Below are 23772 nucleotides of genomic sequence, written 5' to 3'. Positions count from 1 at the left end.
AGGCCTTTCCTGGTCGGTTGTTCCTTCCTGCCTTCCTGTGGTTTAATATGTCTTTTTTGAAAATTCCTAATTGGTATGTTGCCATATTTTGTTTATCGTGTGGTTTCTTCATTTCCTATGGAATTGCAATTCTTGAAATCTCGGGAAACTCAATAACTTTTTTTTATCGGACATACCTCTCAATCGACTTACACCCCGTCATCCTATCCTTGCCTCCAGGACTGTCCTTAAAGGATCTTGAATAATGGCAACATAATAAGGCCGGTTCCTTGGTCGGTTGTTCCTTCCTGCCTTCCTGTGGTTTAATATGTCTTTTTTGAAAATTCCAGATTGGTATGTTGCCATGTTCTCAATGAATATTTTCTTTTTCCTCGATTTTTTTTCTTTTTCTAGTTTCTTTTTCTAATTTCACGCTAACGGAAGGACTGGACACCCTTTCTAAATATCTAGTTTATGAACATTCAACTACCTGAAAAGGCGGACGTTGGGTCGTTGCCGGTGCGCTCGATCCGGGATTCTTACAAATGCCACGAGCGTTATGCTTACTTATTGGGCATCATATATTACAAGAACAAAATATCCGGCCACTCCCAGAATACTGGGGTGGAGCTTTCAAGCGCCGTTCTACGCAATCTCTTCGGAGGGGTCTACTCATTTTATATCAATAACCTTATCGCTGCAGAATACATCATTCCGGTAAGTGCACCTTATGACTTCACACTAATACAACCAAATGGCAAAAGACAGATACTCCATTGTAAGGGCACCTTTAAGATCACCACTACTATTGAATCCAAGGACGGAACAAGGCGCATGTTCAAAGGCCACTCCAAGAGGTATAAACTCAATACTAATTTATTCGGTATAAAGCCTAAATTAACCCCCTTTCCCATATCCAACCCTATCCTAAAAAGTAAGTTGGATAAGGTACAGGCGACTTACTCCGAAAAGGTATTGAGTAGTTTCGGCCCCGCGCGAAAACAATATCAATGTATAAAGAAACTCAGCATCAATCCTGAAGTATGGGAATATATGGACATGAAATACCCAACCACGGATCTATTGTCCATCAGCAGGTATATCAGGTCCCAAGTTGGAAGCAAGGAACGGATGATAGCTTTTTTAAGGACCTTGAAAAACAACCGCTTAACCAAAAAGAACATTACCGGGATCATGCGGTCCTTTGGAATGGATCCCTATCACATGGATTATGGTTATACCAGGATAGAGGGCGCACTGCGACTATATTTCAAAAGGAAATACCGGTCCCTTATCATAAGTAAGTATGAGGCCATAGCAAGAGGCGAACATGATTTCCTACGTTTTGCATATGATAGCAAGACCAACCGGCTGTTTACTCTTGTTACCGAGACACCAAAGGACATTATGCCCTTTGTTAAGATGGACGGGGAAAACCTTGTTGAGATAGATGGGAACAATACCCAATGGAACACCACAATAGACTACCTGGAAAAGGTATTCAGGATAGGGGGATATTATAAAAAAGCCTACCAACACCTAAGTAATGAAATCAAAATAGCCAAGAAACAAAAGAAGTATTACAAGGTCCGAACAATTACCCTTGAAGATATGCACTCTTATGTTTTCAAGCACCATCGTATCAATTTCAAAAAGGAAATCCATGACCTACATCTATTGCCGGAGATCAATTACAATGGTGAAACCTATCTCAACCGACATCTTAGGGAACTTTTCATGAGTTCAAAAAAATGGTACGATCGTCTCTTCAACGAACTCCAACATTTACGTTTTTCCATGGGAACCACCGAATTCCGCAAAGAAATGCTCGTACTGATAAAAAGGATTTCACCGGACTATCCCGATGAACGGATAAAAAAGGATCTTTTGGCCTGGGTACTGTTCGGTCCAACCCCTCGTCTTTTCTACAAGGACAATACCGTGGTAAAGGCTTTTTCGGATCGTTACAGGAACACCATTTTCGCCCTTACCCACCTAAAGAACCGAGGGTTCGACCATCAACAGTTCGGATATAGTTCCTATGATCGATGGAAACTCCTTTCCGTAATCAATCAAAGAAAGGAAGCCTCGATGTTCGTTGTAGACAGCACCCTGAACATTCAAGAGCCTTTCCTTACCAAACATGATGCACTGTACGTTAGACGGGGAGATGCCGAAACGGTACACAACAAGCTTAAAACCATATTATCCAAACATGGTTCAAGGATGGACCTATCCTTCAGGGAAATATATTCAGAAGATTGGAGGGACCATGTAGTGAGGGAACCCATTGAACAAACAGGTAACGACCCGGACAAGGTAATCGAGATAAGTGCAAGAATCAATAAGTACAGTAGATTATTGAAGATAACGGCCTAACCCCTCTTATCGTTAAGCCTGTCCAACAGTGCCCTTACCGCGAGGTAAGCCTCACTGTCCACTGAAAGGTCGGTCAACAGATCGGCCAGTACGTTCTTGTCATAAAGCCGTTGAACAGTGCCTTTATCCTCTATCCTCAACATAGAGATATCGTCCAATAACCTTACCAGGTCCAAGGAAAGCCGGCCAAGGGAATCCCCCATCCTGGAGATTGCCTCATCCTTCGATTCCAAAGTCCTTGATAGGTTCCTTAAAAGTTCGTTCTTAAGGTCCGATTCCTTTAAAAGATACTTCTTGAAATCACTATCGAACTTTTCCTCAACATTGTCCAATAATGATTCTATCTGCCTTTTTATCGTATCCCTTAGCGTCTTTTTATTTGCACCATCGATAAGCAAATAAGTACATATCAGGTTGATAATATCGCTGGTCTGACCATCAATATCCTTGATCCCGATTTCAGCAATGAACCGCTGGACAGTCCTTAAAGATCGACCGCTTACCTTTACTATTTTATCGATGTTCCTCATAACCCTTTGGACAATAGCCCTTCCCTGATACAAAAAAAGCACTACATGGACGTTAGTAGTGCTTTGTTTTTTCAATATCTATTTATGCTGTATTCAACATATCGTGTGCAATATATAAAGGTTTCCCAAATACAACAAATTAAACGACAGTTATTTGTCATAAAACGACAAAAAGATGTCACATTTGATTTTTATTGTTGTTTTTTAGGGGTTACAGGTCGATTTAGTGTGTCAAATTCAAAGTCCAATACGACATATTTTTAGTTTTTATAACACAAGACCCTAACGGCGCTGTCCGCACCACCACCTTTTCCAAACTCGATTAATAATTCACTTCGTCTTTCTCTGAAAGCGAATTATTAATCTTAAACAATTTGGAAATGGCACGCAGAAAAAAATAACCAAAACCCAAAAGGAGTTGTTGGATAATCTTTCCCTACACATCACACCAACCACCTCCAAAACCTATGAAGAACTGAAAAAATCAATTTCGACCAAGTCCTTCGATCTTTCCTTCAATGCCCTTCTTTTCAAGGGATACCTGAAAAGGGATCACACGAAAGATTCCAACAGTTTCCTTATCAATCAATAAAAACATAGTACATGAAAACTCGTAACACTGAAATCCATTGGTCACAGGCAACGGAAAACATCAAAAACGATGCCCTGCTGGCCAAAAAAGAAAAAGAAACCAGGGAAACAAATCTGGAAAAGGCCCATGCCCAGTTCATGGATTCCCTTTCCCGCCCCGGATTTTCCTTCGATAAGTTCGAAGAGGCCTGTATGGACCACGGCGTCGATCAGGACGAGCTTTTCCATCGATTAATATAAAAGACATAGAACAATGAACAAGACATTAGACATATCGGATCTTTACAAAAAGCCGGCATCATATAAATTCAATGCCGAGGAAATCGCCTTTATCAAAAAACACCTCAGAAAAAGTTCCTTTAAGGCCAAATATGCCATTTACAAGCCCGAAAGCCATAAAGGTATATACATAGGGTTCTTTATCGATTGCATACCCAATTCCGTCAGAAGAAGCGGTATAGAGAACAGTTGGGATTTCCTATATGAACGAGATATCACCAATATCGAATACCAGGAATTAATCGAAAATTTCGGATGCGACAACAGAAGGTTCATTGTTTATCAATACAGACATATAGAACAACTGGTACTGGATGACCTAAAATACAATGTGAAAACACCCGATGGGTTCATCAAGAGATGCAAGGAGCTGGGTTACACCGGTGATTTCCAACTATCCCTTCAATTGCACCCTACAGAATGAGACTACTTGATCCATTATGTGTCCTTTACGTTTCGGCAAAGAGGGAATCCCATTTTCCAATCCGATCAACGATCCGTTTCGTCTTCGGTTGAAAACGAAACGGATCATTAATCTAAAATTTTGAAAATGGGATGGACATCTTTTGATTACCGAAACGCAACACATCTGAAATGGACCAAAGAACAGGCCAGGGAATTCTGTGAGAAAGAATTCAATTCCGAAGGATATGAGATATTGAAATTCTCATTGGACAAGGCCAGAACCATGCACGACCGCCATGTTATCTACCTTGTCATGAAACACCCTACCGGTAAAATTTTCCTCATGGTTGTCCTGGTGGACATCATCAACTACGAACTATTCTTTAAGGGAATACCGTCTTCGATGGGTCCAGTTGAGGATAAATGTCCTGTTGAATTCCTTGATCTGCTCCCCGAACCATCAACCAAATACGATGAGGATTGGCGCAAACGTGTCAGAAAGAACAACGTTAGGTTACTTGTAACAAAGGTCTAACGCTATTTACGCTTTACGGTTGGGAAGTCAAGAACCGTATGTTTTAATAGCAACTTAAATTCATAATAGTCATCATGGCAGAAGAAATCATCCACAACGATAAGACCTTCATCTTGATCCCCGACCAGGATATCAAGTTCAACATTTACATCGACAACAACCCGGACCAATGCCTAGAGTTCCGACACCAACATTTTTATATAAAGATATATTCGAGCCTTTTCCCAACCGAGCATTACGGATATGGTATAGATAGCAACCTAGGAATCAATGAAAAGACCCATTGTACTTTTCAAAGGGAATTCGATTCCCATCATACAGCCAGGCTGGCCGCCTATAGGTACATAAAGGACAATTATCTATTTTGCCATGGACGATTCACGTATTGGGGGGATATGATCCAGCTCATAAATCGTCACTTCGAACCCAAATCCCTTTTCGATTTATGAACTGTCAGATCTAAATTGAAAACCAAAAAGGGGTTTTCGATGTAATGCAATGAAAAGGCCGAACTAAAACCCCGAAGTTCATTATATTGTGGCTTCATGCACATCGACGAATTCGACATACTCGGAGAGAACGAACGTTACCATCTTGTTTTTACTGAAGGTAACTATATCGACCATATCATAGAAAGCGATATCAGGTTCGTCCTTTTCTCTTTGTTTCTTTTTTGGGTGGAAGTAAGTTACGATCCATTGGACAATAAGATCACGGGAATGAAAAGCTTTGCCACAGGTCCGTTACTGGACAGGTATTCGAATAGTACCGATTCATATTAGAACATTTAATTTGTACGGTTTTCCGTACTTTTATGTATATTTACCACATCAACAAAGAGTTACAGAACCATGCCTTTTTATCTCGGCAAATTTGCCACATAGCTGCAAACACATGTTTATTGCACCCTTAATGTGGCTTTTTTCGCCCGATAAAAAGTCTTTATTATGATACTGATGAACACTATTGAAAAGGGACATATATACCTTAAAGGGACCGTACCGTCCTATCTATCCAAAGGATTGGACTTCAAGGGTAACCCCGAACTTTTGGACGACACTAAGAAGGTATCCATAATAGGTTCCCGAAAACCCACTGAATTAGGGGCCGCTGCTGCGCGTGAATTGACCCTCCACTTCATTGAAAGAGACTATACCATTGTAAGTGGCCTGGCCTTGGGCATAGATACCATAGCCCATACAACGGCCTTGGACCATAATGGACGCACATTGGCCGTAATAGGAACGCCGATAGACAGGGTATACCCCAAAGAGAACAAGGAGCTTTTCAATAGGGTGATTGAAAACGGGCTTTTGGTATCCCAGTTTCCTATAAGATCCAAGACCAGGCCCGCCAACTTCCCTCAACGTAACCGCACGATGGCCTACCTTTCAGATATCACCGTGATATGCGATGCCACCTCCAAAAGCGGCACCAGGCACCAAGCCCAGGAGGCCCTTAAACTGGGAAAAAAGGTCTATATACTACAACATGTACTTGATGCCGGAATACCATGGGCCAACGCCCTGTTGGACAAGGGAGTCCAGCCCCTTTCCACGTTAACATTTAATTTCTTAGCTTTATAATAAAAACAAAAGCATGTCAAATGATATCAAAGTAGATATCCTTTTCTATATCGAAGAAGGGGAAATCGTAATGGACAGCCCCCAATTGGATATCGGGACCGTTCAAAAGCTTCCATCGGAAACAAGCAAGGACATCAAGGATGTGGCAATTAGTGTATTCCATGATAAACTTTCCAAGAAAATAAAAAGGTTTGATTCCAAGGACCATTTTATAAATACCATGGTGCAACACGGAAGTTTGGTCATGGACGAACACGGGGTGTTAACAGCGAAAGAGCTGCCCTATTTTCTGGACAAATTTGAATATCTCAACAACTTCATGTCAGAAAAGGGACTTCAAAATATAAAACATACGGTTAAATTGTAATATTCATATGGGAGTAACCGATATCCAACTCACCCCGGTTAGTTTTAAAAGCTCTCTTTCCGGAACTTACAATAAGGCTATCGGAAAACAAAAAGACGAGCTGCGCTCCTTAGGGTTTCCTCAAAAAAAAACCAACAACTTTATACGCAAATCCCTATCGGATAAGCTACTTGATAAATTCAAAAAGAATACCACAAAAGAGACATTGATAGTAAGCCTTCCGTCCAAAAAAGGGGAAAAGGCCATGAACGTGCTACCTAGTGAATATGCGAAGATTCTTTCTGAAAAAACAGGACTGAAACATGTGGACCTTAACGACTATATGAACGTGAGGCAGGAACAAAGCTCACGTTCGGCCTATTCCGCACAGGAAAGATCCACCAACCACTTCAATATCACTTTCAAGGGAAATGAACAAAGGGATTCCCTGAACAAGATTTTAAGCAATAAGCCCATCATCCTAGTGGATGATGTTATTACCACCGGTGAGACCCTGGTGGCCACGGCCACCATCTTGAAAATGTCATTCCCCAAAACCGAGGTCATAGGGGGACATGCCCTTTTTGCCGTGGACACAAGGACCCCGACCAACAGGGATATACAGAGGTTGACAGAAAAACTGGAAGCCCAGATGGACCCATCCATTCAAAGAAAATCCATCGCAAATCTGGTTACCGAGGCACTGTCCAATTTCACCAGGAAAAAAATGATGCGTTTTGAACTTGGGACAAAAAACGAAATTGAGGCGAAACAACAGTTCAAAAACCTTAGATCCGATATCGACAAGTTCAAGACGTCCATAAGGGAGTCCATAGACGGAAACCTTTTCAGATACAAACTCGACAATCAGGAGATTCGTAAAATGAAGGAAAGCCCTGTGGAATACCTTTCCCCTCAACTTAAGTCCAGGGCCATACTGCAGTATTACCCTGAAGCCAAAATAACAAATACAAAAGACGGCAGCGTCCATATCTTTTCCGACCCATCACTTACCAAGGAAATCTCCGATGGTAAAGGAAAACCCATGAACGAAAATTCAGCAATAAATTCCGCCATTGAACACATTAAGGAGAACCGTCTCAAAACTTCACATGAACAAGCAGTATCAAAAGGTAATTCAATCGGTATATAGGTTCGTCCATACCAAAAACGATTAAGCGATCATGTTAGCTCCAATATCATTCCATGATTGGAAACCTGTATTTTAAGAACCTCAAATAGGAATATTTCCTTTTTTAGTATATTTTTGTACCTATAAAATTACAAAGACCGCTTTTAAGCGGCCTTTGATTTACCTAAGGTATACTCTTTCTTTCCAGGATCAAGTATACCATAAATAGGACTAAAAACAATTCTTCCATATTAATGGTTTAGAGTTAACATAAAAGTCGGAGTTCGGAGCTCTGACTTTTTTTATGTTGCTTATCTAAGGTTGGTCCACTACCTCAAAAAGCACCCAATTTTCGTTAGTAGGCATCGGACCTAATGCACTGAAAACTAACAGTGGTGCTAAGATACGTCTTTTTCAAACCATAGTATTGTGACAAAAGTCATAAAGTATTGAGTAGTATACAGTTAAATAACTGATATACAAATATATATGAATTTATCAACAATAATAAGTTAAGAAATTTATTATATTTCCACCCTTTGGATTCACTTTTATAATACTACCAACCAATGCTTTATGCTTTTACCATTCAGGATTGCACCGCATTTTCATTACCGATCATAGATCCGTTTCGTCTTGGAATGAAAACGAATCTATAATCTAAAAAAAGCGAAAATGGAATTCATGAAGATCCAGGACAAAAACACAAGACAAGTCATCAGATGGTTTATCGATAAATCAGAAGTTACCCAAAGTACCTTCGAAAATAAGAAAGAAGAATTGATGGGCCAGGGGAAAAGATACAATACATCCTATACCCTTCGAGATGGTAAAACAGATGATTTCATCCACGTCCACCATCTTAATTGAATGGTTCCGCTTTACGGTTGGGAAGTCAAGAACCGTTTTTATCTATACTTTCAAACCACCACAATTGAATCCAGATCAACGATCGCTTGTTTACCAATGTAAGCAATCGTTAATCTTAAATTATTTCAATATGGAAACTACTTGCAGTATCGATTTCAAAAACTTCACCATTGAACAATTGAACCAGAAGCTTAAAACCGATGTACATATCACAAACCGCAAGGAATTTGCCCAAATCCCGCGAATCACCATTTCGGATCACCTTGAATTCCAATTCCAGACAGGTTCCGAGAATGTTTATTTGGACCTTACCGTTTACGCCATCGACGCCTACGAACCACTGACCTTAAGGATCTATTCCAAGGACGACCATAATACTGTAAAAACTTTGATCAAGCAGCTTTTGGGTGTTTGACGGGACTCTGTTTCACAAATTCCGATCATTCCATTTTAAAATCCGGTTAATAACCACTTATGGTTCTGCGAAAGTGATTATTAACCTTAAACAATTTGAAAATGGAAACAACTCAGAAAAAAATCAAGATTTCAGAACTGGACGTGATCTATAAACCGGGTGAAACCAACGTTACCACCTTCATAAAGGACGGGAAATCCATATATACCGGCAAAACCGTGGATGAATACCTGAAGGAAGGCTGTATATTGTGTTCCATGGATGAAGCCTGTGAACTGATAAGGCCCATCGAGGACCGGAAATACACCGGGCCTTTCAAAGAGATCACAGAGGAACAATATAACAGAAGCCTGGAAGTCTTACCGCCTGAGAGATGGATAAAGTCCCACAATGCCCAATTCTTCAGGATGTCGGAATATTACACATCCAATATCACATCACACTTCATTCAATATAAAAACCGGTACTTTTCCGCCAACAAACGAACGTCCACAACGGAATTACAGAATCTAGAAGAAGTCCAGAAGCTCTTTTTCTCTTAAGTCCCTTTACGCTTTTTGGTTGGGAAGTCAAGAACCATTATTTCAGTCCATCCCAGAGTCGCACCCACATTTGAATCCAGATCAACGATCGCTTGTTTTCCAATGAAAGCAATCGCTAATCTTAAAATCCAATAAAATGAACTATCCAACACAACCCTCAACAGACTTACTCCAGAACGTTTCATTTACAGCTTCCGTGATAGCCATTAACCTTTTCGAGGAACTACACCAGGTCATTAACAACGGTGTAATGGCCACTCATGAACGAATATCCCTGCTCGCCATAAAGTTCGAGGAAAAATTCGGACATATCACCGAATGGGAAACTTTTATAGATAAGCTCAACAAGAAGTTACCGAAACAAGACCAATATTGTGATTGGGAATCCTTCCTTATCGAATTTGCCAAAAGGGAAACAAAAAACCTTTGAAATCAAGCAAGCTTTCTCAAACCCTTCCATACTCCATTTGGCTATTCAACCATTCTTGGCCTTAATACATCAGCCGTTTGGTCTAATCTATAATATGAGAAATTCAGATTTTTCATTTCAGAATATTTGAGAAGAAGAATATGCCCCATAATTGGATAATAATTACTCGAATTATCTGACTTTTCACGTTCCTTTCCTATTTCACTATCATGCGATAATTTTCTTCTCTGAGCATTTTTGATACTTAGTGTTTCAAGGCCCCCATCCTTACTAAGTTCATAATCTACCAATAAACCATCATATAGATATGACTCTCCACCAATTTGAACGATTACATCTACAAATACAAATTCGATATCCTCTACTTCATCTTTTTCTAGAGATATATCAGCTCTTGGGAAGTCAAAAAATTCTCCTTTCAAAATGTAGTGCCAAGAATTCTGATACCTCAAATACTTATAACGCCTATCCCATTTATATTTTCTAACTATTTGCTTACAGTAGAAACCAGTAACGGAGGAAAAAGTGAATAAAGAAATATTGTACACTATTATTTTTACAGAATTGTTTTGAATATTGAGAAAAGTTTCTTCCGACGGTTTTGCTGAAACCAAATCCGCCAATATATTTAAATCAACATGCTGGCATATGAGTTTCGCAAAAATATACCAAATCAATTGGAGAATAAGACTTGGAAGAATAGTTGAAATGAAGACTTCAAAAAAAGTTGATTTAAAATATTCTCTAGAAAACTCCTCTGAATAATAAAACCTTCTAAAAAGTATTCCCGGTATTAGAAGGAAAAACAGCACTATTGTGGATAGCGCAATATTCACTATGCTTGATGTAGTTTACGTGCCTCTTTATCTATGCGATCCTTCGTTCTGGGAGTCAGTTTGAACTTGGAATTATCTTCGTCCTTATGTCGTAGTGCACGGACAGCATTTGTCAAATTCTCAGAATCTTCAGGACTACTTAAAATAATTCTCACCCTTTTACTCGTAAGAGCGGAGTCCGAGTGCTTTAAGGTAATTATACGTTTCGTTATTTTTTCTTTAGATTCAAGCATACTCAAATATAGTCGCATTTTTTATCTATTCCAAACACATTCTAATAAGCTTAACGTATTTTCTTTTTTTTAATTCAATAAAGCAGGCCCTGTTTATATTGAACACCACAGTATAGTTTTATCCGAATAAATAAGAGATGTATAAAAAGAGCAGTTTACCCTATTAATTATCGTGTAAACCATTTCCCATCAATTTTTTACCATTTTTATCCCCAAAAAAACTTTTTAAATTCATTTTGGGTTACAAAATTCTAAGTTTACTAATACCACCGTTTTTTTACCTCTTTCAGAATAACCCCATATCTTTTCGTATTCGGTTTACTTTACAGGTTTACTTTTTTAGTTTACATTTATAACCTAAAAGTAAACTTATGGTGTTCGGTTATGCAAGGGTAAGTACCAAGGCCCAAAAGTTGGATCTACAGGTGGACGCACTTTTATCCAATGGGGTAGATGTAAAGAACATTTATTCCGATATCGCTTCTGGGGTTAAATCGCAACGTTCCGGCCTCGATGAGCTATTGGGGCAGCTGCGTAAAGATGATATTGTAGTAGTCTGGAAAATGGACAGGATCGCCCGAAGCATTTCCCATTTGGTAAAACTACTTGATGGTTTTCAAAAAAAAGGAGTTCGGTTCAAGAGCATTCAGGAACCTTTCATAGACACCACATCGGCACACGGAAAATTTATCACTAATATTTTTGGTGCCTTTGCTCAATTGGAAAGGGACCTTATTGTAGAACGTACCAGGGCCGGTCTGGAAAGCTCCCGGAGAAGGGGAATCCAATTAGGAAGAAAAAAAGGTCTGGGCAAAGAAGCCAAGAAAAAGGCCATTCTTGCGGCCAGCTACTACAAGGACAATAATCTGACGGTAGAAGAAATAATGAAATTGGTGGAAGTACGATCAAAAAGGACCCTGTATAAGTACTTGGCCTATGAAGGAAGGAGAAATTGTTTTGAATGCCGAACCATATTCTGGGACAAAAACCAACCCTTGGACAGTGCCTATTGCGATAAACATTCAGCGACCAAAGACACCAATAAACCATGAAACCTTACTCATACCTGACTCTGGATGAAACGGCCCAATGGAAGCAACTTTGGGACCTTGGAACATATTTGACCCATATCGAAGGGGACGGATATAAATATGCCCTTTACGCTCTGGGCGAATTCTATGTCGAAGTAAAGTACAATTTAACGGACAATAGAATCGTGTCCAAAAAACAGTTCCGCAAAGGAAAAACACTCCACAGATACCTTTCGCTCTTTGACCTGAACATACCGATTTAAAATAATGTTGGCCACAAGTGCCGAGCTATACACCTTACACGGTAAACCACTCCTATCCCTGCCACAAATGCTCGGGACACTCCGTGCGCCCCCCTTTACCTTCAGCGACCTAAACCCGCCACGCTTACGACGGGCGGGAACCGTTCGCCTACGGTTTGTTCGCCTCGGAAAGTCCCTCGGCCAAAAATAGGTCGTTGGACTTTCACCGCCGGTGCTTCACCGCGTTACGCCCCGGGACAAAACACCAACGGTAACTTATGATAAAGTAGGTCGGTACCGGCCCTATCACGGATTTTGTGCGCTTAGCTGGCGGCACGCTAAAAATCCGGGACAGGATCCATGCCGGTAAAGTCTGCCGGTAAGTATTTGGGCTTGCAGCACTTCGTTCGCCTAAAAGAATATTGAAGTAAAAATTGTTTTTGTTATAACAATGTTGTAACTTAGTGAAAATTAACAACAATGGAAGCAAATATCATAAAAGTCGGAAATTCCAAAGGGATTATCATCCCCTCCAAGTTTTTAAAACTGATTGGATTGAGCAATAAGGTAAGTATCGATGTTAAGGACAATAAACTGATTATCGGACCGGTCGAAAAAAATATAAGGCAAAATTGGAACACTTTATTTGCCAAGGCCAATTCCAAAGATGATAGGGATATATTGATCCCCGATGTTTTCGAGGATGAATCCTTTGAAGATTGGACATGGTAAAACAGTTTGAAATCTATTGGATTGACCTAAATCCTACCAAAGGAAGCGAGATCAGCAAAAAAAGACCTTGTGTGGTCATATCCCCTAAAGAAATGAACGATAACCTTAATACCTTGATAATTGCCCCTCTGACTTCTACCATAAGGAATTATCCCACCAGGGTTACGGTTGTGGTCAAGAAAAAAAAGGGTCAGGTAGCATTGGACCAAATCAGGTCAATCGATAAATCAAGATTGAGCAATAAGATTACTGTACTTAATCAAAAATCGATTGAAAGTATAAAAGCCATATTAATAAAAATGTTCAAATAAACGATAATATGAAAACTGTTTTTTTAAAGGTAGTGACGGGTTGTTTATTAATAATTTTTTATTTTGTTTTATTTCTAATATTTAATGGAAATCATAAATGGATTTTATTGTTTACATTGTGTACATCATTTTTAATCTCATTTTTTCTTTTTCACAAAGAATCTAATTTAAATAAAGTAGAATACTCTTTAATTTTTGTTCTGCCTATAATCCTTTTATTTACTGTAAGTTCTTTTTTCGTAGGATTCACATACTCTATAAGTTATATTTTATTTATACCATTAAGTGTAGTTTTGGGAAAATTGTTCTCTGAAACGAGATTTTATTTGGTAATTGGAATTGTATCTTTATCTATTTTTATTTTTTCTTCTTTTGTTTTTCTAGAGAATGTTATTGTCTATTCATCTAACATTGGTGCCAGAGTTAATAAAGTTTATAGACCAATCACATTAATAGATAAGAATAGGGATACTATTGAGCTAAATAAAGAAAAAATTATCGTTCTTGATTTTTGGACTACATCATGTAAAATATGTTATGAAAAATTTCCAAATTTCGAAAAAAATTTCCTCCTTTATAAAGATGATAATCGTGTTCAATTTTATTCAGTGAATGTGCCTCTTAAAAACAACAATTTTAAGAAAACTGTAACAATAGTAGAAAATTTGGGATACGATTTTCCTACTATCTATGCTTCTTCTGAAGAAGAAGTAAACGAGGTTTTGGATATTAATTCTTATCCAAAATTAATAATCCTCGCAAAAGGAAATATAAGATATAATGGTAGATTTGAGAGTGATGCCCATATTTTTATTGGCAATTTTAAAAATGAACTTCGTAAGCTTTTGAATGAATTTTGACTAACTAATAATTGAAAATTCATTTATAATTTTAGGTAATTATCTCTAGCTGATGATACCACTTTTATTTTTTCTTTGAGTTAGTAAATTAAGAACTTTCAGGAGAAGTTCAAGTCATTGATTTTTCAGTTATAAGATTGTCAACGTGATTCTGTAGCCTTCCCTGACCTCCTCCCATATTATGTACTGGTCAAAAGTAGAGAATCCGGGCTATTTTGATTCTTTTCGATATACTCGTTGGGGGACATGTCCCCCAACGAGCTGTGAGGCCTGAAGCCGTTATAATCCTTTCTCCAAATATCGAACTTTTCCTGTGCATCCACAAGGGAAAAGAACCAGTTGGCATTGAGACATTCATCCCTAAAGGAGCCATTAAAACTCTCTATGAACGGGTTGTCGGTAGGTTTTCCAGGCCTTGAGAAATCCAGTTCCACTTTATTTTCATAAGCCCATTTATCCAATACCTTGCTGATGAACTCGCTGCCGTTGTCCACTTTTATGCGTTTTGGAAGCACTTCGCCCCCAAAGGTAATGGTTTCCATGACTTTTACCACATCACTTCCTTTTAAGGACCTGCCCGCATGGATGGCAAGGCATTTTCTACTATAATTATCCACTACAGTCAAGCCCCTGAACCTACTGCCGTTGTACAGCTGGTCAGAGACAAAATCCATGCTCCAGCACTCGTTTAAACTGGAGGCGTTGCCTTCATTTGGTTGCCTATGTGCTGCAGAACGGTTTCTTTTGGGCCGCTTGGACCTCAGGTTCAGCCCTTCCTCGCAATAGACCCTGTAAACACGCTTATGGTTGTCCGTGAAACCCTCACGTCTCAAAAGGATGTAGATCCGCCAAAAACCATATCTGACCCTTGTGGCGGCTATCTCGTTCATACGCATCCGAAGAAGCTCATCGTTCCTCCCCTGCGTTTTATAATAGAACACACTTTTGTGCAACAGCACCAAGCTGGTACAACGGTTTATGGAGATATTGTACTCCATGCGTATGTTGCAGACCATCTCCCGTTTTCGAGCTGGTCTCAGAACTTTTTTTTCAAAACGTCCTGCAAGATCTGTTTGTCCAGACTCAGGTCGGCGACCAGTTTCTTCAACTGGGAGTTCTCCTCCTCTAGGTTTTTTAACCTGCGCAGTTCCGAAACCCCGAGACCCCCGTATTTCTTCTTCCAATTGTAAAAGGTGGCCTCGCTGATACCCATCTTTCGACAGACCTCCTGGATACTGGTGCCCGTTTCCACCTGTTTGATCGCAAATACGATCTGCGATTCCGAATACTTTGATCGTTTCATAAGCAAATAATATATTTAAAGTTAAACATTTATTCGCCCTATTTTCTCTAGTTTTAGTCTGTCCAGTTTATCGGGAGGAGGTCAGTAGGTTTCGCTTAAAATAACTTTTGTTTCTTTATTATTGCTAAATAGCAATATCAAATTATCAATTTAATCTCCTAATTTTTCTAGTAATATCTGATTTGTTTTTTTTTATATAACTTGTAATAATTTAGTTACATTTTTTGGTTTTATACCTGACAATTAAAAATACTAAAACCCATGTTGTCTAAAATTAAAAAAAATCTTTTTTTTTACACCGAATTAAAAATGACCAGAATATTTCGAATTATATCAGTTACTATTCTGGTATTAATCACAAACTATTCATGTAATGATTCTCTGAAAAAAAAATCCAATCAAATAACTGTCCATAATAAATTTAATAAATTATTTGAAGAATACAGAAAGCAATCTAAAGATAGTCTAAAATATAGAGCTTCTAAATTTTTGGTAGAAAATATAGCCTATCATGGACATTATGAGGAAAAGAAAGAATTTGAAAGTGTTTTTGATAGCATACTTAATTATCCCTTTGATAATGAAAGAAGTACTTATCTCTTAAAATTATTGACTTCTGTCCATCAAAAAAGTATAAAAACTAAAAATTCATATGTGCCTGATGCTGAAACCATTAATATTAATGATCTTATAAAATATATTGATTTTACATTTGAAGTTTGGAGGAAAATTCCACTGAATAAAAGAGCATCTTTCGAAGATTTTTGTCAATATATTTTACCTTATAAGGTAGCTAATGAACCTTTTAACCTTGAATCTAGGAAAAGATTGAATAGTCAATACAAATGGGTTATGACTTATCTTGAAAAAGGGAAATCATTAAAATTCGTAGTAGATAGTTTGACCTCGAGCTTTGAATATGAAATTTTAGCAGATATTTATAAACATTATCCCGTACCACTTAGTTTAGATCAAATAGAAAAAACACGTAGAGGGAATTGTGACGATTCTGTAATGTATTTTGTTAACGTATTTCGATCATTGGGCTTTATTTCTTCCAAGGACTATATTCCACATTGGGGAAATCATTATAGTTTAGGTCACTCTTGGTTATATGTAAAATATGGAGAAGAAGAGTATGCTTGTAATATAGGTGGTAAGATAAACCTAAAAGAAAAATTTAAAATTAATAGTATAATACCAAAAATTTATCGGGCAGCTTATAAATATGAAGGGGATAATTTATTCTCATTAACAGGCAAGGATATTTCTAATCAATATTTTGAAACCGTTGATTTTACTGTAAAAAATGAATTTCAATCTAAACTAGATAATGCTAAATTATGTGTGTTTGATAGTAAAAGAGATTGGTTTGTAGTTGATAATGGTATTTTGGGAGAAAAAGGAATTAAATTTATAAATGTGGGAATAGATGGTGAAATTTTATTTGCCGCAATGTCAGAATCTAGAACTGGATTAGCCCCAATTAATTATCCTTTTTATTTCAATAAAAAAAATAAAGAAATAGTTTACCTAAGACCAAATAAATCATCGTTAAAAACCATTATATTAACAAGAAAGTATGGGTTAACTTCTCCAAGAGAAAAATTCAAATTAAATAGAATTAAATCTTTGAACGGTGGAGTATTTGAGGGCTCGAATAATCGTAATTTTAACAATTCCAAAGAACTATTTCGAGTTTCAAATTTAAATAGCACTCACGAAAAAAAAATAGCTTTAAATAACAATCAAAAATTTAAATATATTCGGTTTAATTCTAAAGGTAAAAAAACATTTCTTGCTAAGCTCCATTTCTTTGATAAAAATGAAAAACGATTGAATGGAAAAGTTTTTAGTGATAATTTAAGTATAGATTCTTTAGGAACAAATGCTTTTGATAATAATCAATTGACCTTTACTGGTGGAATAGACTTTAAATTAGGACTAAAATTGACTCAGCCTCAAGTAATAGGGTCTATTAAATTTCAGGCAAGGAACGATGATAATCACATTAATATAGGTGAAAAGTATGAATTGTTTTACTGGGACAAAGAATGGATATCTATGGGTGAAAAAATAGCAAATGACACGGTTTTATTTTACAAAGTTTATCAAAATGCTCTTTTGAGGTTAAAAAATAATACAAAAGGGATTGAGGAACATGTATTTATTTGGGGAGAAAATGGAAAACAAAAATGGTTAGGCTTTGATAATTTTCCTTAAAAGTCAATATTTTCAAATTTAATGGGAAACATGAAATACTCTCTAAAATATTTATTTTTTATATAGGCACTTTCAGGAGTTAGCCTAATTTTGTAGAATACATAGAATATAAAATGCCTTTTGATTTTATTTAGGGGCTGGCTATTTCGGAGTGATGGTGCCCCAGAAGAACTGGTAATCGATATTACCGTTGAGCTGCTCCACCAAACGCCTGTCGGAACATTCGGCATAATGCTTTAGGAACATCAGGGCCAGTTTCCCTTGGGGACCGAATATCGATAGCTGCCCTTTTCGGGCATCGCACAGACCAAAGGTCCGTACCAGTCCCTCCCATGGTACCGCGGTATAGATCTTCCCAAGGTCCCCCTGCAAAAAGTGATCGAAGAAGAGTTCGAACTGCTCGGTGCGAGATGCAAATAAAAAAGTGTGCTGAAAGTTGTCGAATCTGCGTATATTATACATACATAAGAGGGTGTAAACTGAACTCTGTCTGAAATAAATTTAAGTATTAATTTTATTCAGACAGAATCATGAGAAAAGAAGAACAAACAGAATTCGAAAAGAAGGTGCTTGACCAGTTCATGTCCGGCAAGAACCTTTTCGGTAAAGGAGGTGCTTTCGCCCCAATGCTGAAGAACGTGATCGAAAAGGCCCTTGAGGCCGAGATGGAGGGGCATTTGAACGAAGTTCAAAGGACCAAGGGCAACAAACGCAACGGCAAGGGCAAGAAGACGATCAAGAGCGGCTACGGCACCTTCGACATCGATACGCCCCAGGACAGGCAGAGCAGCTTTGAACCGGAACTTGTAAAGAAGCGACAGACCATTTTGGCCGACAACCTCTCCGACAAAATAATAGGCCTTTACGGTCTTGGCATGAGTTACCGTGACATCTCCGCCCATATAAAGGAGATGTACGACACCGACATCTCACATACCGTCCTAAGCCAAATAACGGATAGGATCATCCCGGACGTAAAAGCATGGCAGAACCGCCCCTTGGAGCCTATATATTGTATCGTATGGCTCGATGCCATGCACTACAAGGTCAAAGTGGATGGCAAGATCGAGCACAAGGGCCTGTACAATATCCTCGGTATCAATAAAGAAGGCTACAAGGAAATATTGGGCATGTACATTTCCGAGAGCGAAGGGGCGAACTTCTGGTTACAGGTGCTTACCGACCTGAACAACCGTGGCCTAAAGGACATCCTTATCGCCTGCACCGATAACCTTCGGGGCTTTACCGATGCGATATTGAGCGTGTTCCCCAAGGCACAGGTCCAGCTCTGCATCGTACACCAGATCCGTAATTCACTGAAGTACATTGCATCAAAAGACCAAAAGGAGTTCATGCGCGACCTTAAACTCGTTTATCGTGCCACCAGCAAGGAAGTGGCAGAGGACAATCTATTGGATTTGGAAGAGAAATGGGGCGACAAATACCCTGTGGTAATCGAGAGCTGGCAGCGTAACTGGGAGCAGTTATCGCAGTACTTCCAGTACACCGAACCCATCAGGAAGATCATCTATACGACCAACGCCGTGGAAGGTTTTCATCGCCAAGTTCGTAAGGTAACCAAGACCAAGGGGGCATTTACCAACGACATGGCCTTGTTGAAACAGGTATACCTGGCCACAAAGAACATCGAAAAAAAGTGGACAAGCCCATTACATAATTGGAGTCTTACCGTTCAACAACTTTATATTAAATTTGGGGAGAGGATACCACTGGTCTTAAACGCCAATTCCTTTGGGGCTAGCCCCAAAGGAATTGGAACAACGGACAGAGTTTAATTTACAGACCCATACATAATTAAGATAATACCCCGTTTTTAGAGCTGGAGACTCATATTCGGGGTTTTGTTTTATCTAAAATAGGAATTAATAAACTGAATATCAGGTATTTAAACCTCTTCTGAAAGTACCTATATATCTGTTATCTTCTTAAAAGTTCGATTTTGATTCTTCCAATTATTTAAATTCATTAACATATCAATTTATCTCTTAAGCATTTGAAATCAAAACCGGTATCATCATTTAAAAACTGAAAGAATTCTATATATTTTTCAAGGAATACGATTATGATTAGTAATTAGTGCCTTTTTTAAGTAACAAAACTGTTAAAACAACAAATGTAAATTCTATTAATAAGTAATGCCGACTCAATTTGTGAATTTGTTTTTCTCTATTCGATATCTGTCTATTTGAGAAATTGCATGAAATAATCTATTTAATTTAACCTCACCATTTTTTTTTGAAAATAAAACGTGTGTTACTTTTCCGATTATATTTTTTTCTGGAACGAAACCGGTTTGTCTAGAATCAACAGATTGCTTTCTATTGTCACCCATTACGAAAATATAATCCATATTGAAAATATAATTATCTACTTTTATACCATTTACATAATAATTTGAATCTAGTTTAACAAGATTAACTCTTTCATGATTTCTAATCGTTTTTGAATATATTTCAAAATTTAACGAATTTAGCTCGATTCTCATCCCCTGCTTAGGAATTATTATAGATTTCATATTATCTAATGTCCAAAAAGTTTTTTCAGGATTTGCGAAAAGATTATTACTTAAATTGAATGTATCTAATTTAACACTAAAAGACTTGACTTCAGGAATTTTTAAAATCTTTAATCTTTCGTTATGTGAGAAGATTCCTTTAATATTTCCCGTGTTGGCTTCTTGTTTTAAAGGATGTGACATCTTAATTTTCATGGAATCTAATTTGACCTTAAAGTTTTTTTTATCGCTAATTTCTATTGAATAAACATTCTTTATTGTTCCAGGTTCATAATATCGTTTTCTATTGATAATTATAGACCCATTAATAATGTCAAGGGTATCTCCGCTTATAGCTATACAGCGTTTAACCACAAAATAATCATTTTTAGGTCTATGAATAAGAATATCTCCTCTATTAATCCGACTTTTTCTTGTTATTTCCTGATAGTTTAATAAATCTTTAATTTTATTAATTTTTTGATGACAAACATTGTTAAACCAGGAATTTTTAAAGGTAATTTGTGGTCTTTTTAGACTATAGAATATTTTGTTAACATAAATTAAATCACTAGGAAAAAGAGTGTTCTCCATAGACTTACTTTGTACTAGAAATACATCCCCGATTGTAAACTTAAATGTTAAAAGTCCGACAAAGACAATACAAAATAAGTATAATACTTTGAAAATAAGTGAGACAAATTTTATACGAATTCTATTTATTAAAGAAGCTCCTAAAAGGTAAATAATTAAAAAACAAATAAATAAAAGAATGAACCAAATATTTCCTATTAAAAATAAGAGTGATAAAGATATTAAAATATTTCTCCGATGTTTATTTAAAATATAATTAACACTTTTAAGTATTTTTATTAAAGAATTAGAAAGTCCTTTCATATAAATTTTCAATTTAAAGCAATAAAAATTTATTCAATAGAAATTAGTGCAAATAACAACAGAAAATTATTTCAATATTTGTCTCATTAAAATTATGATTTCTCTTATTGCTGTTGATTCAACTTTGACCTCCTTTTCTAAAATTTCTTTTGCTTTTTGTTTCGCTAGATTTGTTTGCCCAGATTCTTGATAAGTTAAAACTAATAGATAATGAGGATAAAATCGACTTGGTATCATGTTTGCAGAATTTATATAGGCTTCTTCTGCTTTTTTATAATCTTTGTTAAATCTAAATGCATCACCAAGATTTATTTCAATTATTGAAGTATTTAAATAATTTTTACTTTGTAAAAGAATTTCAATAGCATCATTATATCTACCTGCCATTATTAAAGTTTTACCATAACTACCTAAAAAATTACCCTCATACTTTAATATTTGGTATGCAGTTTCGAACTCTTTCAAACTATCATTGTAGTGGCCATGGTTATAGCATTGCATTGCAATTTTCCACTTTCTGAATCCTAAATTTACATCTTTAGTATAAACAAATACTTTGAAAAGTACCAAGAAAAAAACTATGAATAAAGATGTTAATGTGTACCATTTTATACGCTTGTTTTTGTTGAAAATATTTAAAGTATAATTAGTTTTATTTTTTTCCAGATTTACCATGACTACTACTCCAAAAATAACAATCATTTTTATAGGTAAAATTTGTAAAGGGTAAGAAAAAAGACCAAATACAAAAGTTGCAAATAATATTCCTAAACAAACTATTTTTAAAGGTTTATTCTCTAACTTAACCTGTATTTTCAATACAAACCAGCACGTGATAAAAACTAACAAAAACCCAAATAAGCCATTTTCAACAAATAATTGTAATGGTTCGTTAAAAGCATAATAATTGTTATCAGCAACTAAGCTCTCCTTCGGATTATGATTTTCTCTAAAATATTTTCCTTGTTCGTTCATGTAATGTGAAGTAAACCTATCAATGCCGACTCCAAAGAAAAAATTTTCCTTAACAATTTCTGAAGACACCTTCCAAATTAAAATCCTTCCATCCGCCGAAGCTTTTTTGTAATTATATAATTTGTACAAGCCTATTCCAGAAAATATTAGAATTGATAATAAAATAACCAACTTCTTAAACTTACTCAATGAAACTAAGGTCTTATTCAAATTATTTTTAAAAAATAATAACATACAGGTACTGGCAATCACAGCTAAGTAAGCTGCACGCGATTCTGTGACCAATATTGTTATAATTGTTAAGATAATCCCTAATATTGTTAAAAACCGAAAAAAAATTGATAGCCTATTTTTTTCCACAGGAAAATTAGTAATCATAATTATCTTTCCCCTATAAAGGTAAATCCCTAATGAAAGTGAATAAACAATTGATAAAAGGCCAGAATAAGGACCAGGATTAAAATAACTTCCACTAATATCAAAATTAGAATTTAGTGATGCAGTCCAATCAAATAATTGAATAATACCATAAACTGCTTGGATAATCCCACCCAAAATAATAAATAACATTAAAAACACTAACTCCCATAATTTACATTGACGTAGTATGAAGTATAATAAACCTATACTCATAAAATCCGTAAAATATAAGGAAAAACTATATTCATCTTGGATGAAATATCTATTCATAATAACAAAAAATGAAAACAAAAATATTAGTAGGTCAATCTTAGATAAGACAAATACAATTTTTCTTTTCAAGAGATACCCGATTAAGTGAATGAGAAATAGAAGGAAGAGACCATAAATAAGGTAGATTGTTTTAGTGACGATGGTAGATTGAACTAATTCCTTATCATAAAGTGATGGAATTATAATATATATAAAACCTAATATTATAAGCTTTGATAAATTAATAAAGTCTAGTTGGGCTTTCATTATTATAATGCTTATATTCAATTTTTTATGTTGAAAAAATATTATATTTTTAATATTAACCAGTATCAGTATAATATACTAAATTTTAATAAAATAGTTAAATTTACTTATTTTGAATAAAGTCAAGTTTCTCTTCAAAAAATATAAACCTTGAGATTTTTGAGATTAATTGCAACATTTTATTTTTCTTATGGAATTGGTATTATTCTCTTATCAATTTCTAATTTTTATTTCGTTTATGAAAAAGGATATGAAGTATTAATTTCAATGTTTGGATTAAAAATTTTCTCTTATGTATTTACGATAATTTATGTTGAAAAGTATAAAAGAAAAAAGATTTTATATTATAAGAACTTAGGTCTCTCTGGTTACTCTCTTTGGTTTTTAGTTTTACTTTTTGATGTAGTTATTACAGTATTAATTCTAACAATAATATTGTATATAAGATGATTAACATTCTTGAATTGGATAGTGTGATTTTAGAATTTGGAAGAAAATTAGTACTACATAACGTATATATTAAAAGTGAAACCAACAAAATAACAGGGCTTTTAGGAAGAAACGGTTCTGGAAAGACTTCTATATTGGATATTATATATGGAGAACTTATACCTATCAACAAGTCAGTTCGTATAAATAATAAGGTTATTTTGACT

27 protein-coding genes are annotated in these 23772 nt (G+C 36.2%); 21 read left to right on the top strand and 6 right to left on the bottom strand.

Annotation, left to right across the window (positions count from 1 at the left end):
• Nucleotides 1-453: 453 nt before the first annotated feature.
• Nucleotides 454-2358 carry a hypothetical protein gene (locus PHU20_RS19300; protein ID WP_274827050.1) on the top strand — a complete coding sequence of 635 codons (1905 nt, stop codon included), beginning with the start codon at nucleotides 454-456 and terminating at the stop codon, nucleotides 2356-2358.
• Here the strand turns inward: PHU20_RS19300 and PHU20_RS19295 are convergent.
• Nucleotides 2355-2888 carry a hypothetical protein gene (locus PHU20_RS19295; RefSeq protein ID WP_274827049.1) on the bottom strand — a complete coding sequence of 178 codons (534 nt, stop codon included), beginning with the start codon at nucleotides 2886-2888 and terminating at the stop codon, nucleotides 2355-2357. The two genes, PHU20_RS19300 and PHU20_RS19295, sit on opposite strands and share 4 nt — an antisense overlap.
• A 603-nt stretch (nucleotides 2889-3491) precedes the next feature.
• Between PHU20_RS19295 and PHU20_RS19290 the strand changes: the two genes are divergently transcribed.
• The 12 genes from PHU20_RS19290 to PHU20_RS19235 all read left to right on the top strand — a co-directional run bounded on the left by PHU20_RS19290 (nucleotide 3492) and on the right by PHU20_RS19235 (nucleotide 10019).
• The gene (locus PHU20_RS19290) at nucleotides 3492-3719 is read left to right on the top strand and encodes a hypothetical protein (protein ID WP_274827048.1); all 228 of its coding nucleotides are present in this window, start codon (nucleotides 3492-3494) and stop codon (nucleotides 3717-3719) included.
• Nucleotides 3720-3732: 13 nt separating this feature from the next.
• On the top strand, nucleotides 3733-4182 hold the full coding sequence (locus tag PHU20_RS19285; protein WP_274827047.1) for a hypothetical protein: 450 nt from the start codon (nucleotides 3733-3735) through the stop codon (nucleotides 4180-4182).
• 126 nt (nucleotides 4183-4308) lie between these two features.
• On the top strand, nucleotides 4309-4698 hold the full coding sequence (locus PHU20_RS19280) for an ETC complex I subunit (RefSeq protein WP_274827046.1): 390 nt from the start codon (nucleotides 4309-4311) through the stop codon (nucleotides 4696-4698).
• Nucleotides 4699-4772: 74 nt separating this feature from the next.
• Nucleotides 4773-5147 (top strand): hypothetical protein, encoded by a 375-nt coding sequence (locus PHU20_RS19275; RefSeq protein WP_274827045.1) that lies wholly within the window; start codon nucleotides 4773-4775, stop codon nucleotides 5145-5147.
• 96 nt (nucleotides 5148-5243) lie between these two features.
• Nucleotides 5244-5480: a hypothetical protein gene (locus PHU20_RS19270; RefSeq protein ID WP_274827044.1), complete on the top strand. Its 237-nt coding sequence runs from the start codon at nucleotides 5244-5246 to the stop codon at nucleotides 5478-5480.
• 165 nt (nucleotides 5481-5645) lie between these two features.
• Nucleotides 5646-6284: a DNA-processing protein DprA gene (locus PHU20_RS19265; RefSeq protein ID WP_274827043.1), complete on the top strand. Its 639-nt coding sequence runs from the start codon at nucleotides 5646-5648 to the stop codon at nucleotides 6282-6284.
• A gap of 13 nt (nucleotides 6285-6297) precedes the next feature.
• A complete protein-coding gene (locus PHU20_RS19260) occupies nucleotides 6298-6651 on the top strand; it encodes a hypothetical protein (protein WP_274827042.1) in 354 nt (117 codons plus the stop codon).
• 7 nt (nucleotides 6652-6658) lie between these two features.
• Complete coding sequence (locus PHU20_RS19255) at nucleotides 6659-7783, top strand: phosphoribosyltransferase (RefSeq protein WP_274827041.1); 1125 nt, start codon at nucleotides 6659-6661, stop codon at nucleotides 7781-7783.
• A gap of 654 nt (nucleotides 7784-8437) precedes the next feature.
• Nucleotides 8438-8632, top strand: coding sequence for a hypothetical protein (locus PHU20_RS19250; protein WP_274827040.1), 195 nt, complete (start codon nucleotides 8438-8440; stop codon nucleotides 8630-8632).
• A gap of 130 nt (nucleotides 8633-8762) precedes the next feature.
• Complete coding sequence (locus PHU20_RS19245) at nucleotides 8763-9047, top strand: hypothetical protein (RefSeq protein ID WP_274827039.1); 285 nt, start codon at nucleotides 8763-8765, stop codon at nucleotides 9045-9047.
• Between the two features lie 101 nt (nucleotides 9048-9148).
• Nucleotides 9149-9589 (top strand): DUF1419 domain-containing protein, encoded by a 441-nt coding sequence (locus PHU20_RS19240; protein ID WP_274827038.1) that lies wholly within the window; start codon nucleotides 9149-9151, stop codon nucleotides 9587-9589.
• 136 nt (nucleotides 9590-9725) lie between these two features.
• Entirely contained in the window at nucleotides 9726-10019 is a 294-nt protein-coding gene (locus PHU20_RS19235; protein ID WP_274827037.1) for a hypothetical protein, read from the top strand.
• Between the two features lie 41 nt (nucleotides 10020-10060).
• On the opposite strand, the gene PHU20_RS19230 is transcribed toward PHU20_RS19235, so the two are convergent.
• The gene (locus PHU20_RS19230; protein ID WP_274827036.1) at nucleotides 10061-10855 is read right to left on the bottom strand and encodes a hypothetical protein; all 795 of its coding nucleotides are present in this window, start codon (nucleotides 10853-10855) and stop codon (nucleotides 10061-10063) included.
• Between the two features lie 604 nt (nucleotides 10856-11459).
• Between PHU20_RS19230 and PHU20_RS19225 the strand changes: the two genes are divergently transcribed.
• The 5 genes from PHU20_RS19225 to PHU20_RS19205 all read left to right on the top strand — a co-directional run bounded on the left by PHU20_RS19225 (nucleotide 11460) and on the right by PHU20_RS19205 (nucleotide 14264).
• The gene (locus PHU20_RS19225) at nucleotides 11460-12140 is read left to right on the top strand and encodes a recombinase family protein (protein WP_274827035.1); all 681 of its coding nucleotides are present in this window, start codon (nucleotides 11460-11462) and stop codon (nucleotides 12138-12140) included.
• On the top strand, nucleotides 12137-12382 hold the full coding sequence (locus PHU20_RS19220; RefSeq protein ID WP_274827034.1) for a hypothetical protein: 246 nt from the start codon (nucleotides 12137-12139) through the stop codon (nucleotides 12380-12382). Before PHU20_RS19225 ends, PHU20_RS19220 begins: the two co-directional genes overlap by 4 nt.
• A gap of 459 nt (nucleotides 12383-12841) precedes the next feature.
• Nucleotides 12842-13093: an AbrB/MazE/SpoVT family DNA-binding domain-containing protein gene (locus PHU20_RS19215; protein ID WP_274827033.1), complete on the top strand. Its 252-nt coding sequence runs from the start codon at nucleotides 12842-12844 to the stop codon at nucleotides 13091-13093.
• Nucleotides 13087-13404 (top strand): type II toxin-antitoxin system PemK/MazF family toxin, encoded by a 318-nt coding sequence (locus tag PHU20_RS19210; RefSeq protein ID WP_274827032.1) that lies wholly within the window; start codon nucleotides 13087-13089, stop codon nucleotides 13402-13404. The genes PHU20_RS19215 and PHU20_RS19210 overlap by 7 nt, the downstream gene beginning before the upstream one ends.
• Before the next feature lie 8 nt (nucleotides 13405-13412).
• Nucleotides 13413-14264 (top strand): TlpA family protein disulfide reductase, encoded by an 852-nt coding sequence (locus tag PHU20_RS19205; RefSeq protein WP_274827031.1) that lies wholly within the window; start codon nucleotides 13413-13415, stop codon nucleotides 14262-14264.
• A gap of 179 nt (nucleotides 14265-14443) precedes the next feature.
• Here PHU20_RS19205 and PHU20_RS19200 read toward each other — a convergent pair.
• Nucleotides 14444-15567 (bottom strand): IS3 family transposase gene (locus PHU20_RS19200; RefSeq protein WP_274827030.1). Its coding sequence is split into 2 segments (ribosomal slippage): nucleotides 14444-15315 and nucleotides 15315-15567, totalling 1125 coding nucleotides; the frame shifts between segments, so codons are not numbered across the junction.
• A 261-nt stretch (nucleotides 15568-15828) separates the two neighbouring features.
• Here PHU20_RS19200 and PHU20_RS19195 point away from each other — a divergent pair.
• Nucleotides 15829-17790: a hypothetical protein gene (locus tag PHU20_RS19195; protein ID WP_274827029.1), complete on the top strand. Its 1962-nt coding sequence runs from the start codon at nucleotides 15829-15831 to the stop codon at nucleotides 17788-17790.
• A gap of 141 nt (nucleotides 17791-17931) precedes the next feature.
• Here the strand turns inward: PHU20_RS19195 and PHU20_RS19190 are convergent, their stop codons facing one another.
• Nucleotides 17932-18252: a transposase gene (locus PHU20_RS19190; protein WP_274827028.1), complete on the bottom strand. Its 321-nt coding sequence runs from the start codon at nucleotides 18250-18252 to the stop codon at nucleotides 17932-17934.
• Nucleotides 18253-18320: 68 nt separating this feature from the next.
• Here PHU20_RS19190 and PHU20_RS19185 point away from each other — a divergent pair, with 68 nt between their 5' ends.
• Nucleotides 18321-19586 (top strand): IS256 family transposase, encoded by a 1266-nt coding sequence (locus tag PHU20_RS19185; protein ID WP_274827027.1) that lies wholly within the window; start codon nucleotides 18321-18323, stop codon nucleotides 19584-19586.
• 368 nt (nucleotides 19587-19954) lie between these two features.
• On the opposite strand, the gene lepB is transcribed toward PHU20_RS19185, so the two are convergent.
• Nucleotides 19955-21202 carry a signal peptidase I gene (gene lepB / locus PHU20_RS19180; protein ID WP_274827026.1) on the bottom strand — a complete coding sequence of 416 codons (1248 nt, stop codon included), beginning with the start codon at nucleotides 21200-21202 and terminating at the stop codon, nucleotides 19955-19957.
• A 66-nt stretch (nucleotides 21203-21268) separates the two neighbouring features.
• Nucleotides 21269-22939: an O-antigen ligase family protein gene (locus PHU20_RS19175; protein ID WP_274827025.1), complete on the bottom strand. Its 1671-nt coding sequence runs from the start codon at nucleotides 22937-22939 to the stop codon at nucleotides 21269-21271.
• Nucleotides 22940-23562: 623 nt separating this feature from the next.
• On the opposite strand from PHU20_RS19175, the gene PHU20_RS19170 reads away from it, so the two are divergent.
• Nucleotides 23563-23772 (top strand): ATP-binding cassette domain-containing protein (locus PHU20_RS19170; protein ID WP_274827024.1); only part of this gene is annotated, 210 nt, incomplete at its 3' end.

Origin of the sequence: Maribacter polysaccharolyticus (assembly GCF_028882255.1) — a bacterium.
GTDB classification, from domain to species: domain Bacteria; phylum Bacteroidota; class Bacteroidia; order Flavobacteriales; family Flavobacteriaceae; genus Maribacter_A; species Maribacter_A polysaccharolyticus.
Note: the sequence above shows the minus strand (reverse complement) of the source record. Positions and strands in the feature narration are given on the sequence as shown.

Excerpts from the sequence above, each read along its gene's own strand:
- PHU20_RS19260 (WP_274827042.1), top strand. The coding sequence starts at position 6,298 with ATGTCAAATGATATCAAAGTAGATATCCTTTTCTATATCGAAGAAGGG.
- PHU20_RS19220 (WP_274827034.1), top strand. The coding sequence starts at position 12,137 with ATGAAACCTTACTCATACCTGACTCTGGATGAAACGGCCCAATGGAAG.
- PHU20_RS19245 (WP_274827039.1), top strand. The coding sequence starts at position 8,763 with ATGGAAACTACTTGCAGTATCGATTTCAAAAACTTCACCATTGAACAA.
- PHU20_RS19210 (WP_274827032.1), top strand. The coding sequence starts at position 13,087 with ATGGTAAAACAGTTTGAAATCTATTGGATTGACCTAAATCCTACCAAA.
- PHU20_RS19250 (WP_274827040.1), top strand. The coding sequence starts at position 8,438 with ATGGAATTCATGAAGATCCAGGACAAAAACACAAGACAAGTCATCAGA.
- lepB (WP_274827026.1), bottom strand. The coding sequence starts at position 21,202 with ATGAAAGGACTTTCTAATTCTTTAATAAAAATACTTAAAAGTGTTAAT.
- PHU20_RS19190 (WP_274827028.1), bottom strand. The coding sequence starts at position 18,252 with ATGTATAATATACGCAGATTCGACAACTTTCAGCACACTTTTTTATTT.
- PHU20_RS19275 (WP_274827045.1), top strand. The coding sequence starts at position 4,773 with ATGGCAGAAGAAATCATCCACAACGATAAGACCTTCATCTTGATCCCC.
- PHU20_RS19185 (WP_274827027.1), top strand. The coding sequence starts at position 18,321 with ATGAGAAAAGAAGAACAAACAGAATTCGAAAAGAAGGTGCTTGACCAG.
- PHU20_RS19290 (WP_274827048.1), top strand. The coding sequence starts at position 3,492 with ATGAAAACTCGTAACACTGAAATCCATTGGTCACAGGCAACGGAAAAC.
- PHU20_RS19195 (WP_274827029.1), top strand. The coding sequence starts at position 15,829 with ATGTTGTCTAAAATTAAAAAAAATCTTTTTTTTTACACCGAATTAAAA.
- PHU20_RS19270 (WP_274827044.1), top strand. The coding sequence starts at position 5,244 with ATGCACATCGACGAATTCGACATACTCGGAGAGAACGAACGTTACCAT.
- PHU20_RS19280 (WP_274827046.1), top strand. The coding sequence starts at position 4,309 with ATGGGATGGACATCTTTTGATTACCGAAACGCAACACATCTGAAATGG.
- PHU20_RS19265 (WP_274827043.1), top strand. The coding sequence starts at position 5,646 with ATGATACTGATGAACACTATTGAAAAGGGACATATATACCTTAAAGGG.
- PHU20_RS19235 (WP_274827037.1), top strand. The coding sequence starts at position 9,726 with ATGAACTATCCAACACAACCCTCAACAGACTTACTCCAGAACGTTTCA.
- PHU20_RS19285 (WP_274827047.1), top strand. The coding sequence starts at position 3,733 with ATGAACAAGACATTAGACATATCGGATCTTTACAAAAAGCCGGCATCA.
- PHU20_RS19240 (WP_274827038.1), top strand. The coding sequence starts at position 9,149 with ATGGAAACAACTCAGAAAAAAATCAAGATTTCAGAACTGGACGTGATC.
- PHU20_RS19225 (WP_274827035.1), top strand. The coding sequence starts at position 11,460 with ATGGTGTTCGGTTATGCAAGGGTAAGTACCAAGGCCCAAAAGTTGGAT.
- PHU20_RS19205 (WP_274827031.1), top strand. The coding sequence starts at position 13,413 with ATGAAAACTGTTTTTTTAAAGGTAGTGACGGGTTGTTTATTAATAATT.
- PHU20_RS19255 (WP_274827041.1), top strand. The coding sequence starts at position 6,659 with ATGGGAGTAACCGATATCCAACTCACCCCGGTTAGTTTTAAAAGCTCT.
- PHU20_RS19215 (WP_274827033.1), top strand. The coding sequence starts at position 12,842 with ATGGAAGCAAATATCATAAAAGTCGGAAATTCCAAAGGGATTATCATC.
- PHU20_RS19295 (WP_274827049.1), bottom strand. The coding sequence starts at position 2,888 with ATGAGGAACATCGATAAAATAGTAAAGGTAAGCGGTCGATCTTTAAGG.
- PHU20_RS19300 (WP_274827050.1), top strand. The coding sequence starts at position 454 with ATGAACATTCAACTACCTGAAAAGGCGGACGTTGGGTCGTTGCCGGTG.